The organism is Reichenbachiella sp., from assembly GCF_039944555.1.
In the GTDB taxonomy this organism is placed as follows: domain Bacteria; phylum Bacteroidota; class Bacteroidia; order Cytophagales; family Cyclobacteriaceae; genus Reichenbachiella.
In genome coordinates this window covers 503,094-516,761 of sequence record NZ_JBDUYN010000012.1, presented here as the reverse complement: position 1 = coordinate 516,761, position 13,668 = coordinate 503,094, and the positions used below count along the sequence as shown (strand labels likewise).

General features: G+C 33.9%; 10 protein-coding genes. 8 read left to right on the top strand and 2 right to left on the bottom strand.

What is annotated here, in order from left to right; genetic code table 11:
- Positions 1-137: 137 nt before the first annotated feature.
- Complete coding sequence (locus ABJD64_RS19825; protein ID WP_348180511.1) at positions 138-1,808, bottom strand: DUF6035 family protein; 1,671 nt, start codon at positions 1,806-1,808, stop codon at positions 138-140.
- 149 nt (positions 1,809-1,957) lie between these two features.
- On the opposite strand from ABJD64_RS19825, the gene ABJD64_RS19820 reads away from it, so the two are divergent.
- The 6 genes from ABJD64_RS19820 (at position 1,958) to ABJD64_RS19795 (ending at position 11,647) form a co-directional block, all read left to right on the top strand.
- Positions 1,958-3,043, top strand: a complete 1,086-nt coding sequence (locus ABJD64_RS19820; protein ID WP_348180512.1) for a competence protein CoiA family protein — start codon at positions 1,958-1,960, stop codon at positions 3,041-3,043.
- Between the two features lie 46 nt (positions 3,044-3,089).
- Positions 3,090-4,298, top strand: coding sequence for a DUF4365 domain-containing protein (locus tag ABJD64_RS19815; RefSeq protein WP_348180513.1), 1,209 nt, complete (start codon positions 3,090-3,092; stop codon positions 4,296-4,298).
- A gap of 310 nt (positions 4,299-4,608) precedes the next feature.
- Positions 4,609-7,020 (top strand): tellurite resistance TerB C-terminal domain-containing protein, encoded by a 2,412-nt coding sequence (locus ABJD64_RS19810; RefSeq protein ID WP_348180514.1) that lies wholly within the window; start codon positions 4,609-4,611, stop codon positions 7,018-7,020.
- Positions 7,021-7,032: 12 nt separating this feature from the next.
- The gene (locus ABJD64_RS19805; protein WP_348180515.1) at positions 7,033-8,346 is read left to right on the top strand and encodes an ATP-binding protein; all 1,314 of its coding nucleotides are present in this window, start codon (positions 7,033-7,035) and stop codon (positions 8,344-8,346) included.
- Positions 8,346-10,472, top strand: coding sequence for a DEAD/DEAH box helicase (locus ABJD64_RS19800; RefSeq protein WP_348180516.1), 2,127 nt, complete (start codon positions 8,346-8,348; stop codon positions 10,470-10,472). Before ABJD64_RS19805 ends, ABJD64_RS19800 begins: the two co-directional genes overlap by 1 nt.
- Positions 10,463-11,647 carry an HNH endonuclease gene (locus ABJD64_RS19795; RefSeq protein ID WP_348180517.1) on the top strand — a complete coding sequence of 395 codons (1,185 nt, stop codon included), beginning with the start codon at positions 10,463-10,465 and terminating at the stop codon, positions 11,645-11,647. The genes ABJD64_RS19800 and ABJD64_RS19795 overlap by 10 nt, the downstream gene beginning before the upstream one ends.
- Before the next feature lie 107 nt (positions 11,648-11,754).
- Here ABJD64_RS19795 and ABJD64_RS19790 read toward each other — a convergent pair whose 3' ends face one another.
- Entirely contained in the window at positions 11,755-12,300 is a 546-nt protein-coding gene (locus tag ABJD64_RS19790) for a recombinase family protein (protein WP_348180518.1), read from the bottom strand.
- A 75-nt stretch (positions 12,301-12,375) separates the two neighbouring features.
- Between ABJD64_RS19790 and ABJD64_RS19785 the strand changes: the two genes are divergently transcribed.
- Together ABJD64_RS19785 and ABJD64_RS19780 are read left to right on the top strand one after the other, a co-directional pair.
- A complete protein-coding gene (locus ABJD64_RS19785) occupies positions 12,376-12,654 on the top strand; it encodes a helix-turn-helix transcriptional regulator (protein WP_348180519.1) in 279 nt (92 codons plus the stop codon).
- Positions 12,647-13,663, top strand: coding sequence for a hypothetical protein (locus ABJD64_RS19780; RefSeq protein ID WP_348208206.1), 1,017 nt, complete (start codon positions 12,647-12,649; stop codon positions 13,661-13,663). The genes ABJD64_RS19785 and ABJD64_RS19780 overlap by 8 nt, the downstream gene beginning before the upstream one ends.
- Positions 13,664-13,668: the final 5 nt, after the last annotated feature.

Sequence of the window (13,668 nt, the reverse complement as noted above, 5' to 3'; positions counted from 1 at the left end):
GTTGAAAAGGACTTTAATAAGATTGATATGCTTGATTTGCTTTCCTTATTTAAAGAAAGACCTGTGAGCTGGCATGACGACTTTTCAGATACCGTTGTGATTGATATTAGCAAAGAATAATCAGTAAACAGGAATTTTCAATCCATTAATTCTGGATATAAGTCCGTAAAAACGGAATCAAAATCGAATAATTGAGATGGCATTAATGAATAGAACTTTTCTACCTTCTTTTGAAATGTGCCTTTCTTGTCCAATGGAATTAAAACTTCCCAAAGCCCATAATGCCTAAAGGCTATTTCAATGTATTCCCAATGTTCTTGGTGATGTTGGATAGCGTTGTTGGCAAATGCAATCCACTCCGTTTTTTTGTAATTAAATCCAATAATTTCACGGCATTTGGCTGATTCAATTATGTAAAGGAGAGCATAGTGCCTAAAAACAGCATCAATTAAATGTCTATTTTTCAACCTATTACAAAAGGTGTAAATAATCCAATCATTTGTACACTCAGTATTATCATTCACCCATTGGCGATATATCTGTTCATCTTCTTTCGTTAACTGATAGTTCCTTTGGAATAAACCCTTAACAGGTAAAGTTTTGTGCAATTCATTATTTAAAATGATTTTTTGAAAAGCTGTAAATCCGTTTTGATCAGTTTCATTTACATCAAATCCGATAGGAGTGCAATTCAAAAGGAAACGGATGAATGCCAAGCCATCATTTGTGGCATTACTGATCCATTGATGTAATGCAGGCTCTCCTTTATTTCTACCTTCTAAATCGAGTATCTCATTGAATCTAGCAATTTCGTAGTTATCTAATTCTGAAATCAATTCAAATGCAAGATCGAAATTTTGAGATTCTCTATTTTTTAATGTTTTTATTTCTTGAATTATTTGTTGGGATTTAAAGTCGGCTCGCCTACTCCTATTCTTTTTTTCTTCCTCAATCTTTTCCTTTTTAATCGCATCACTTACTCTTTTTTGATACTCTTCTTCCTTTTCCTTTTTAAGAGCAAAATTGAAATAGTAGACCTGGTAACATTCTTTATCAAAATTCAATTCTTTGAGTGAGATAGACCTTTTGAGCCATTTTGTACGAAGATCATTATCATCTGTTAAGAAAGGATATTTGTAGTCGCATTCAAGCTTGAATTCCTCTAACCCTTCATCCAGCTTAAAGAAATTTTCATAATGAGAAAGATATTTAATATCTCTTTCTAACTGTCGTTGGTTATGTAGATCGAAATTATCTAAAATCCATACTAGGTAAATTTCATGCTTTTTGTAGAACTCATATCTACTGAGTATGTATCGAAGTGACAGGTCTGATAGTTGAATTTCAAAGACTATCTCCTTATCATGGAATTTACAATAAACATCAGGTCTTCTTTTTTCACCATCTTTAATAATAAATTTATTGTCAACGGCAATGGATGAAGTAATAATGCCTTCCGTTTTGTATAATCTATCTGCGATTTTTTGTTTTAATTCTTTATGCCTTGGACTCTCTTTAGAGTACAAGATATTATTGAATTGTTCGATTTGCTCAGGAGTCAGATTACCATCTTTAAGTATGCAATAGTCCGAACCTATCTGATGTTTGAAGTGCAGCCGATCATACTTGCTGGTCGATACATTCAATTTTTGCTCACACTCACAACAATATAGCTCTACATCATTTTTATGAAATTGCCGCCTGACCGCAAACGCATCTTTCGGCTTTTCAAAAACCTCATCAGCTTTTAAGATTTCTCCTGAGAGTTTATCAAAAGCAATTTTTATTGAACGTTCAAAACGAGCCATATAATTCAATGTTGAGAATTTCTATTTTTCGGGTTTTTCTCAATGCTATTTGAATCTGCGTACAATTCCAATTCTCTGTATAATTTGAATGCATTTTGGTTGGTTTTTCAAAAGAACAAGATGTAAATTATATTGTATAACCAACCATTATGCCACTAAGAGCAATTATTGATAATCTAGAAGTAATATCAGTTGATCTTTCGTCTGAAGAATGGACTGAATTGAAAGCCCTCAAAAGGAATTCTTCAAAGACCATTATCCTACCATGCTGCAATCAGGAAGGTAACATGCGCACCTCAAAACTTGGGCTAAATCATTTCTATCACAGAGTCACAGACGGTTGTAATTACAAAGCTGAAAGCCCTCAGCATCTAAAGTCAAAGATGGAAATAATCAAAGCTTGCAAAAAGAACAATTGGAAAGCAATTCCTGAGTTTGCTGAGAAGGATTGGATAGCAGATGTCCTTGCTTGTAATGATGATAGAAGAATTGCGTTTGAAGTCCAATGGAGCAAACAAACGACCGATGAAACTCAGAGAAGGCAAGAAAGATATAAGGACAGCAATGTAAAAGGGTGCTGGTTTATGAAGACAATTCCTAAGGAACTTAGATATTGGGACAGGCATCCAAAACCTAGTCAAGAACTTCCAATTTTTAGAATTTATGAATCAGATAACAAGGTCTTAATGGTTGACCTTGAACTCGTACAACTTACGCTATTAGAATTTGTGGATTCTCTTTTTAATGGTAAAGTTAAGTTTTGTGAGGTGCATTCCACTCAACCCAGACAATCAATGAGTATTAAGTTTTACGAAAAAAGTTGCTGGAAATGCCACAAAGAACAACACTCTTATAATATAGATCGTGGACTAATCACGAAATGCGGAGATGAACTACATGTAGATTCTGACCTTTGGGATGGTGGTTCATTGGAAAAACACCCTTCAATTATTGAGGCTATAAAGAACTTTCAAAAAACAGAGCGAGGAAAGCACTTGAAGATTGGCGAGGTAAAAGGGAGGTATAGTAAAACAGCGAACGAAACGTATTTGTCATTTGGATGTTATTACTGTGATGCAATTTTTGGTGATTGGTTCAGGATGGAAGAGTCTTTGGAAACCCAGTATGACGATAACTTATTAACTTTTGAAACTGTTATTGAACTCGAATCTTTCAAAGATGACCACGAACACTGGTGTTATTCTGAAAGTAAAGATTTCTGCGGTGATAAATAGCAGTTTAGAAATTGAAACTTAATGTGTAAGACAAATAATAGCAAAAATGAGCTTGTTTGACCCTATAGAAAGAATTGGAATACACCGATCAGCTTTAATATTCTTAGAACAATTTGGATGGATAGAAAGAGAACAACCAATTTCTGATTTTGGGATAGATATGCATGTTGAAATTGTGGACAATGGTGTTCCGACAGGTCAAATATTTGCGATTCAAATTAAAAGCGGAAGTAGCTACTTTAAGGAAGAAACCCCTACTGGATATACATATAGAGGAAAAAACAGGCATTTGGAATATTGGATGAGCCAATCTCTTCCTGTTCTCATTCTTATCTATGAACCCAATTTCAATAGTGTCTTTTGGCAATTGGTAGATGCTACAAATATTGTTAAAACTGAAGAAGCTTGGAAGATGGAAATTCCAAAGAAACAATTGCTTGAAAAATCAAAGTCTGAACTTCGTAGAATTTATCATAACCCAAATCACTACATAATAATGCATGTAGGTGACAACTCTCATGCTGGTGCTAGGCGAGTTGAAGTCAAAATATTGGTTGAAAGTACACATGCACAAAGCAGAAATGCAATGAAAAAAATGATCCCAAAGGTCATCAAGAAATATAAGAAGAGTGATTATCACAGGAATGAAATAACAAAACAGCAATATGAAGAAAAAGATGCTGATGTAGTTTTCGTCTTTTTCTATGACAGCATTCAACATGTCGACAGGGGATTAACATTTTGTAGAGCAATATGGAATAACAGTGAGTGTGAATTCAAATTACACCCTTTTACTGCTGATGAAAAACTAGATGAGATCGAAATAAAATGGGATATGGAATTTTCTGCCATATCAAATCTTATTAATGATAATGAGTTTTCGAAGGGTGAGTATTTAGAAAAGGCAGATAAGGTTTTCAATAACATTAAAACACTTTTCATAGAGAGTGGTGAAAGTTTTGATAAATATGAAAAGAGCGGAAATTATATTGATCTATTAAAATTCATCGGCTCTAAGAGAACTCAATTTGAGCAATTGACCAGTAGTCCATTAGAAGAAGGGTTTCCTCCTTTGGAATGTCAGGAGTTAGATAATGTGATAAGAGAAGCAGAGGCATTGATTCACAATATATGGATCGTTTCAAATGATAAAAATAGAGATGAAAGCAATATCACGTATTTAATAAAATATTACCTTGGATTGGCTTCACCAAAAATTGCTCATTATGACTATGAGCTACAAAAAATAAAATAGTTTCCATAAAATATACCTTTCAAATTATGTACCTACCTTAAATAGTAGACCGTTCTTAGAACAGGTTATTTTGGCGACTAAGCAATATACTTGTGGAATTCAATCTTCTTAGTTAGTTTGCTAAAACTATCGAATTCAGCACTTGATAGCTCCGTTAGTGTTTTGAGAAAAGTATGAAAGTGTTGGCATTATAGGCTAATCACTGAAGCATAATACATGTTAGTTGACTGTAAACGAAGTGGAATATTTCTACGGTTGAAGTATTTTTTTCAGAAATTTGAGAATAGGTTCAAAACACATATTGACGACTTTGGCGTTAGCCATTGCTATTAACGTACAAGCATCTGATTACTACGTTGCTACGACTGATTTGAATATTAGAAGTGGAACTAGAGTCTCATTTCAAGTATTACATGTTCTTGAGAAGGGTGACACGGTATTAGTCCTAGATTCAATTAATTCAGTTTGGGCTAAAGTTCAATATAAAGATGTTGTGGGGTTCTCTTCAACAAAATACCTTCAGAAAATTGATTTTTTGGAGACGCCCAAAGTAGATAACAGCAACATTCCTTCAATTTCATCGATTGCATTTCTTGTCTTTTTAAGTGGTGTAATGATGTTGCTAATACTTGTGAATTCTTACAGAAACAAAACACTAGCATCTTTAATTTCATTATTCTACGGAGCTTTTGGCTTTCAAAAGTTCTACTTGGGGCAAACGAACAAAGGCATTCTGTCAGTTCTATTTTGTTGGACATTTATCCCAATGGTAATCGGGCTTTTCGATTTTATCAGTTTAGCGGCAATGAATAAAAGCACATTCAACTATAAATACAATAATGGGGTCGCAGGAAAGAAACAGACATTGAAAAAAGAGAACGAAATCGACAAAAATGACGCTGATTTTACTATAGAAATAAAACCCTCAAGTCTAACTGTGAAAAGAAGAGGTATCAATTTTGATGATACAATTATTGACGTGAGCTCAACTTCTTTTGATACTTCTATAGACCAATTGGAATTCTCAGAGGAAGATGACAAAGAAGTACCCCATTGGGATCATACATACATTTATTCTAATAGTGAAATTGAATATGCGAATAGAGAACAGAAAAAATTCTATCAGAATTTTCGCACCAAATTTTTAAAATTTGAAAAGACTGATATCCAGGGTTACACTAACTATGCATTCATACTCTACTTCGATTTACTTGAGGACTTTGAAAAACATCAGGATATTAAATTGCTTGAAAAACAATTTGAGCTTTTGGTCTCAATTTGCCCAGAAACGGGTCACTATGCTTTTGCATCTTTGACTGAAAAATTGAGAAGCCGTTCCGATCAATATTCAAATGATAGGTTGAAGGAGTTTCTAGAGCCGAGTTATCAATTTGAGCACGGATATTCACAGTACGATCCAGATCTGTATAAGTTAGGTAACAGATACAAAGACAAATTGAGTTTGAGTAAGCAGGAGATATCTTGGCTAAATAAATTTTATGATCCTACCAATGTGTTTACCTCAATTCAAGGCTGCTCAGTAGCAGTAATAAAATTGTATTTAAAAACTCTTAATCAATTGAACGACACGAATGGGTTTGGGGATTTGTCACTAAACGAAAACCTTGATGCACTTTTTAAAGAAGTTATTATTGAGGAAAAACTAAAATTTGATCCTCAATATGAAGTAGAGGATAGAGCCTATTCATTTCACAGAATGGAAGAAGCTGTTTTCCTATCTATTTTTAAACTTGTTGAAAATGAGGTTAGATTGAAATTTCGGCATAAAAGAAAGTTATCAATTGATTCGTTCTATCCGTATCATAATTCCACTCCAATATTTGAAAAGAGGTTTGCAGAGCCAATAAAGAAATGTCTTTCCGAAAACCTTGACACCATAGACAAACCCGATTCACAAACGGAAAGTGCACTTAACGCCTTAAACGTAACTCGGTGGAAGGATGAATTTTTGATTATTACCGATTCGTTTCATCCTGATAGGGTAGTACAATTCAGAAAGAAGGTTGGCAAATTATTAGATGTCAATAAAGACAATCCCAATATTGAGAAAATTCTGTATGAATCAGCTAAGTACATTGCAAAGTATAGCAAAGTTGACGCATTAAAATATTACGCTATGTATCACTTATCGAATTTTACAGTCAACAAGTTTTCCCCTAAAGAATTACCAAAATCAGTTAATAAAATTTTATTTGAAAAAGAGGGGCAGATTGCAGAGTTTAAGTTGGTAATAAAAGAGCTACTAAGAACTTCAAACACAAAAAAGGCTTTTGCCTCTCTTTCTCAATTCTATGTTCCAAAAAGAAAAATAATAGAACTAGACAAGACAGAAATCAAAAGGGTTGAAGAGAAACACGAAGGCACGGTGAATCTACTAAGTGAATATATGGAGGTCGAAGAGGTCGAAGAAAATGTTGAGATATTAAAAGAATCCAACTCGACTTATAGTTCTCAAATTATTCGAGGAATAGAAATGAACGAAATTCAAGAGGAGCTTGTAAAGAGGATAATTAGCAATTCATTTCAAATACATCAAGATGACGTAGCTGAGTTAGCCTTAGAAAATGGGATGTTTAAGAATCAATTAATCGATAGCATTAACGAGTTATGCTCAGAGTTATTAGAAGGAGAGGCTTTAATAGAGGAAGATGAGGAGAATTATATCATAGAAGAATCTTATTACAAAGAGATTGCATTGTAAGTTTAAAAAATTATGGCACTAAAAATTAAGGCAAAGGAGGCAACGTCAATAATAAATTCATTAGCAGGTGGAGTAGTTCCAAGGATTGGAGTACAACACATTACTGTTGGTAGAAAGCTAGAGATAGAGGCTTTTACTGCTGCCTTAGATGATGTTGTAAATGGGCACAGCATTGTGAAATTTTGGATAGGCGATTTTGGTTCTGGCAAATCCTTTATACTTCATTTGTTAAATACGGTTGCTACTAAACAAAAATTTGTAGTTTCCAATGCTGACTTTACTCCCGAAAATAGACTATATGCGAATGATGGTAAGGCAGTTGCATTATATAGTGCCATTATGGATAACGTTGCTATTCAAACTAAACCAGAAGGTGGGGCGCTTCCAACATTATTAGATAAATGGATAGAACAGGTAGTTTCCAAGACCGCTTTAGCTAACAACATATCAATTACGGAAATTAGGGAGGAGAGATATTTTGAGCTAATTCAAAGAAATATATCAGAGACTATAAATGAAGTTACAGATACAGGAGGATTTGATTTTGGAGTTGTAGTTATCAAGTACTATGAAGGCTACATTAAAAATGATGATCATCTTAGACGAAGCGCCTTAAAATGGCTTAAAGGTGAATATCGTACCAAGACTGAAGCTAGACAAGACCTAGGTGTAAGAGAGATTGTTAATGATCTGAATTACTACGATATGCTTAAAAACTTCTGTCGCCTTTTTGTAAGTATTGGGTACAGTGGTTTTATGATTAACCTAGATGAAGCAATTAACTTATATAAGATATCAACATCCACCATGAGGGCGAAAAATTACGAAAAAATTTTAACAATTTTCAATGACTGCTTTCAAGGAAAAGTTTCAAATCTGTTCATCAATTTCGCAGGAACAAAGGAATTTTTGGATAATGAGAGAAGAGGATTATTTAGCTATGATGCCTTGAAAACTAGGCTAGAAACAAATCGGTTTGAAACAACAGAGTATCGAGACTTAGCCCAACCAGTTATTAAACTTGTTCCACTTGACCATAATGAAATATTTGTATTGCTAAAGAAGTTAAAAGAAATTTTTGACTTCAATTTTAATATCAAATCAAATATCACAGAGCAAGATATCCATACTTTTATGGAGGAGATGTTCAATAAAAATGGTGCTGACGAATTTTTAACCCCACGTGAAGTAATTCGAGATTTTGTGAATATCCTTAGCATCCTGAGACAAAATCCAGATATTGATAAGTTAAAATTGATTTCTGAAATTGAAATTTCTGATGAAAGACCGAATGAAAGCGTTTTTGATTCTATAGAGGAGTTGTAATGTCTTACAACCTTTTATCCGAACCGATTCGAAGATACATTCGTAACAAGCGATGGGAGTCGTTACGCCCCATTCAGGCAGCTGCTATCTCTAAAATTATATCGACTGATAATAATTACATACTAGCATCTCGAACAGCATCAGGCAAGACAGAAGCAGCGTTTTTACCCATTTTATCAAAAACCGACTTCAATCAAGAAGGTGTGCAGATTTTATATATCTCTCCGCTAATTGCTCTCATAAACGATCAGTTCTTTAGGGTCGAAGAGCTTTGTAAGAATCTTGAAATTAAGGTTACTAAGTGGCACGGAGAAGCAAAGAAATCACTAAAAACGGACTTAATTAAAAACCCAAATGGGATTGTTCTTATAACCCCAGAATCAGTAGAAGCAATGTTGGTGGGTGCTCCTTATAATGCATTAAGGCTCTTCTCTAACCTAAAATATGTAGTCATAGATGAAATACATTCTTTTTTAGGAGTAGACCGAGGGCTTCATATGATGTCGCTATTGTACCGTGTCCAAGAATTGAATAAAAATAAAATTACAACCATTGGCTTATCGGCTACTATAGGAGATGATAATTATGAAGAGGTAAAAAGGATCACTGGTGATGTTTCTAATACCAAAGTGTTATTGGATAGAACGGCAAAAGAGACTACAGCCAAAATCAAATTCTATGACAATAAATCTAAAGATCTTTCATTAAACTTATTGAAGGACTTGTATAAGGAAACATGCGCTAACAAAGTCCTTATTTTCCCGAATAGCCGTGGTAGAGTCGAAGAAGTTGCTGTTAAGCTTCGCAAAATTTCTGATCGTGTTAAAGGTCATAAATTCTACTATGCACATCATTCATCAGTTGATAAACAAATCAGAGAAAACGTTGAACATTTCGCAAAAAACAATCAGAGATTTAACTTTTGCATATCATGCACTTCTACTTTGGAATTAGGCATTGACATTGGTACAGTAGATAAAATAGTTCAAATAGACTCAACGCACTCTGTTGCTTCATTAGTTCAAAGAATTGGGCGGAGTGGAAGAAGGGAAGGAGAAAAGAGTATAGTTAACATATATGCAACGAATCAATGGAGTTTTTTGCAGTCGTTGGCATGCTGGCAATTGTATAAATCAGGTTTTTTAGAACCAATTAAAACTGCCAAAGTTCCTTATGATATTTTATTGCACCAGATGCTTTCAATTGTAAAGCAGTCATCTGGATGTAAAAGAAATGTCTTAGTACAGAAGCTTAAAAATAATTTTGCTTTTGAGTCAATTGAATTGGAAAGTATTAATGAAATCCTTGACGAATTACTTTCATCAGACCACTTGGAACTTGTTCAGCATGAAATCATATTAGGTCTTGAAGGGGAAAATATCGTTAATTCAAGGGATTTTTATAGTGTATTCAAGACTGAACCCAATTACAATGTTCATAGTTCTGGAAAAAAAATTGGAGACATACCATTTTCTCCTCAAGTTATAGTTGGAGAAAACATCTTACTTGCAGCTAAAATTTGGAGGATCAAAGATGTAGATCACAAGACTGCGAAAATTGAAGTAATTCCAGCACAGGATGGAAAAAAACCAAAGTTCTTTGGAGGGGGTGGAAATATTCATCCAAAGGTTAGAATTGAAATGTTAAGAATTCTCAAGTCTGATGAATCATATTCCGAATTGGACGAAGCATGTAATCATGTTTTGGAAAAAATGAGACATGAATTTAAGGGGTTTCACATTGTCAATTATGAGCATGACCGACCTTTGATATTTAACGAGGGAAAAATCAATATCTATTCTTTTACAGGCACAAAAGTCAATAAGAGCATAATATTTTTGGCTAGATCATCTGGCTTTGAAATATTTATGGAGGATCGAAGTAGTTTTTTGGAGATTCACACTACAGATCTTCAGACATTTATTGAACGAATTAATGAAACATACTTGAATTTGGATTATCACCTCGAAAGTGAAATTAAAGAGAATGAAGCTCTGTTAGGATTCTCCAAATGGGGTCAGTACTTACCGTTGAAATACAAATGTGAGATTATAAAGGAAAGATTTTTCGATTTTGAATCAGCGATTTCATTTGTTAATAGTCTGAATATGGTAGTATGTCACTAGGCAAGAAAGAATGCAAGTATTGTGAAAATGAATATTCTGAAAACAAAGAACATGTTTTTCCTTATGGTTTAGGAGGAGAGAATATCTATGTAGATTTTGTTTGCAACAATTGCAATAATCTTTTTTCTCGTCTTGAAGGAGAGTTATACCAAAAATCGATAATCTCACTTATGAGAAGTGCTGAAGGAATCGAAGGCTACAAACCTACAAAAAGCAAACCTTCTCCATTGAAGGCTTCATTATGTTTAATCCTTGACAAGGAAAATGGAATAATTTATGAAGGTGGACAGTTTCAAGAATTTCAGATTTACTTGAGACCTCAAGTAATCGATATAGAAGGTAAGTATTATGCGGAAGGTAGTTCAAATAAAGACATTGAAAAATTAGCAAGGCAGTTCCATAAGTGGAAAAAAACCTCACTCCGAGCAATTAACGGAAGCAAAATTCAAAAAGGGTACGTCAAAGAGTACTTTGAGTGTGAAATGGAGGGGGGTGAGTTTGAAATTAAAAGTATTAAAGGAAGTCTTAAGGTTAAAAGTGAAATCCGAATTGATGTCTTGCCGAAATCGAATAATCTTCATGATATTCTAACAGCAAGATTATTTCTGGATGATCGTGATCCAAAGAACAATAGACTACGAATCAGGGCTCAAAGTGTTAAGCAAGCTATTGAATTTCTAAAAGGATTTTTAGATTTCACATCAGTTAAAAGAACGCTAAACTGTTATCCTCAAAAAAACCTCGATGATTCAATTATTACTATTGGATTAAATTGGGACGAATCAAAATTAGAAAGAGCATTAGCTAAAATTGGATTGAACTGCTTAATGCATTACTTCCCTGAATCTAGAAATAGTGATAAAATAAATAGTCTTTTAGAGTTTGTGTTTAGTGGCACTTCTCAAATGAAAGGTCAATTAATCAACAGAAACACTATAATAGACTCTAATCCAAAAACGCACAACTTATTATTTTTTCAAAGCAAAACGAATTTCAGTATAAGAATAAGCTTGTTCAATGGGTCGTTTACTTTCGTAATATCAATCCCTGAATTAGAATTGATTAAAGAAGGTACGTACAGGAGATTAGTAGTTGACTATAAAAACAGGATTAATAAATTCGAGGATCAAAGTGAATTTATTAATTCCTTCTCCCCAAGAGACAAAATGTACTAAAAGGGCAGTTTTATATCTTGTTGATTGCACCAAAAAATCGTTCGTTTATTTGGTGTAAAATTTACAATGGAGGATGGTATGTTTAGGAGACAGATTGCTACTCCTATTTATTTGGGGGACGATTGTTTGATAGATTCAATTTTTTTGTTGTATTCACGCAATACATACCCATCCGTCTTCCTCTTCTTCCTGTCCTTGCTACCAACTGGTCTACCCAATTTTTTTGTCTTACCAATTCTAGCCAGCGCAGATTTCGTTCGCTCTGAGATCAATGACCTTTCGAATTCGCTGAACGCTGAAAGAATGTGAAAGTGTAGTCGTCCCTGCGCAGTTGAAAAATCCAGGTTATCTGTCACACTGATAAAATCAATGTCTTTTTTGATCAGTTCATCAATTTCTAATAGTAATTCCCTGCTTGATCTTGCCCAACGATCCAACTTGTATATCAGGACTCCTTGGTATTCACGATCTCTTAGCTTCTTCAATAAGGCAGCTTTAATAGGTCGGGTTTTTCTACTGCTTTCCTCTTCATTATAAATGTCAAAATCCCAACCTTTAGACCTACAGTGATCAGTCAATATTACTACCTGATTTTCATTCGACTGGCGACCGTCATTGGTTGAAACTCGGCAGTATATAGCGTATTTTTTCATGTCTACATATTTACTTAATGTATTAAGTACAACGTAAAAAATGGTGTTTTGTTAATACATTAAGTAAGTTTGGTTGTGACAAATAAGAAAAGTACCAGATCGCAAGTTGACATCTCCCAATTTGATAAGGAGCAGTTGATCAAAATCGGTCAGCATGTTAAGAAACTGCGGGAAGCCACTGGTGATTCTTATGCGGTCTTTGCTGAGAAGTATGGCATTAATAGAATCAGTCAGTACCGAATTGAAAAAGGCGAGAATTTCCTTATGAATAATCTATTGAAGATATTGAAGGGGTTGGATATTACATTAGGAGACTTTTTTGCGACAATGCCGAAAACAAAATCAAATGCTTGAATGTATCGATAACTTCATCAATTGGTTCAAAAAGTATATTCTTAAAAGAAAATCTAGCACTGTGGAATTAAAAGAACTAAGAGAAAAATACTCCTACTTGATGAGAGCTGATTCTATTGAAGCTTCAAAAGAGGTATTGGATATTTTTCTGGAATACCTATTCCTAGTAATAAGAAAACATGCCAAAGACAAACTATCATCTCAAGCAGAAGCAGACGCTCAGATGGTTAATCAAATGATATTCACAAAAGCCAATAGTATAAAAAAAATACTTGAGGGTACTGAATATAAATCCAAAGATGGAGGTGTGCTAAACAAAATAATTGATCCAATTGTTGTTGCCTCAATGGTCAGGGCTGTTTATGAAACCGTTTGTATGTTTCATATTGTTTACACCAAACCTGCGACAAAACAAGAGCATGATTTGATATATAAGCTATGGGTTATTGGCGGATTAAAATATCGTCAAAATTTTCCAGTGAGCCAACCGAAAAATGTTAAAAAATTAGAATTCGAAGCTAAACAAATTGAGAACCTAGAATCTCAAATTGAATCATCCGAACTATTCAAATCTCTCATCGAAACTGATCAGATAAAGTTGAAGAAACAAATTAAAGCAAAAGAATACAAGATTTACTTTGAGGACAACAAACTTAAAATCGCTTATTGGAAAGATAGTTGGAAATTATTAGGAATTCGAAACGATCTATTCGAAGGCATTTACGCTGATCTTTCCCTTAAATCTCATCCTTCGTACGTATCAGTGTTTCAATTTGAACAAATGTTTAGCAAAGACACTGAAGCATATAAAAGGATAGTATGTACAAATATGAAGAACTGCTTGGCTTTGCTGAGCATATTTGTGGCAGACTATATAAAGCTTTTCCCAAATATTCTCAAGACTTACAATCAATTGGATACTATGAATCAACTAATGTTGGATTGTCACAATACTTTGTTCAGGGGTACAGAATTTTCAATCAATGATTCGTGGAAGAAATTAGGTTAAAGTTC

What these genes read in the sequence shown, in the direction of transcription:
- ABJD64_RS19825 (WP_348180511.1), bottom strand. Translation starts at nt 1,808, where the DNA reads ATGGCTCGTTTTGAACGTTCAATAAAAATTGCTTTTGATAAACTCTCA.
- ABJD64_RS19820 (WP_348180512.1), top strand. Translation starts at nt 1,958, where the DNA reads ATGCCACTAAGAGCAATTATTGATAATCTAGAAGTAATATCAGTTGAT.
- ABJD64_RS19815 (WP_348180513.1), top strand. Translation starts at nt 3,090, where the DNA reads ATGAGCTTGTTTGACCCTATAGAAAGAATTGGAATACACCGATCAGCT.
- ABJD64_RS19805 (WP_348180515.1), top strand. Translation starts at nt 7,033, where the DNA reads ATGGCACTAAAAATTAAGGCAAAGGAGGCAACGTCAATAATAAATTCA.
- ABJD64_RS19800 (WP_348180516.1), top strand. Translation starts at nt 8,346, where the DNA reads ATGTCTTACAACCTTTTATCCGAACCGATTCGAAGATACATTCGTAAC.
- ABJD64_RS19795 (WP_348180517.1), top strand. Translation starts at nt 10,463, where the DNA reads ATGTCACTAGGCAAGAAAGAATGCAAGTATTGTGAAAATGAATATTCT.
- ABJD64_RS19790 (WP_348180518.1), bottom strand. Translation starts at nt 12,300, where the DNA reads ATGAAAAAATACGCTATATACTGCCGAGTTTCAACCAATGACGGTCGC.
- ABJD64_RS19780 (WP_348208206.1), top strand. Translation starts at nt 12,647, where the DNA reads ATGCTTGAATGTATCGATAACTTCATCAATTGGTTCAAAAAGTATATT.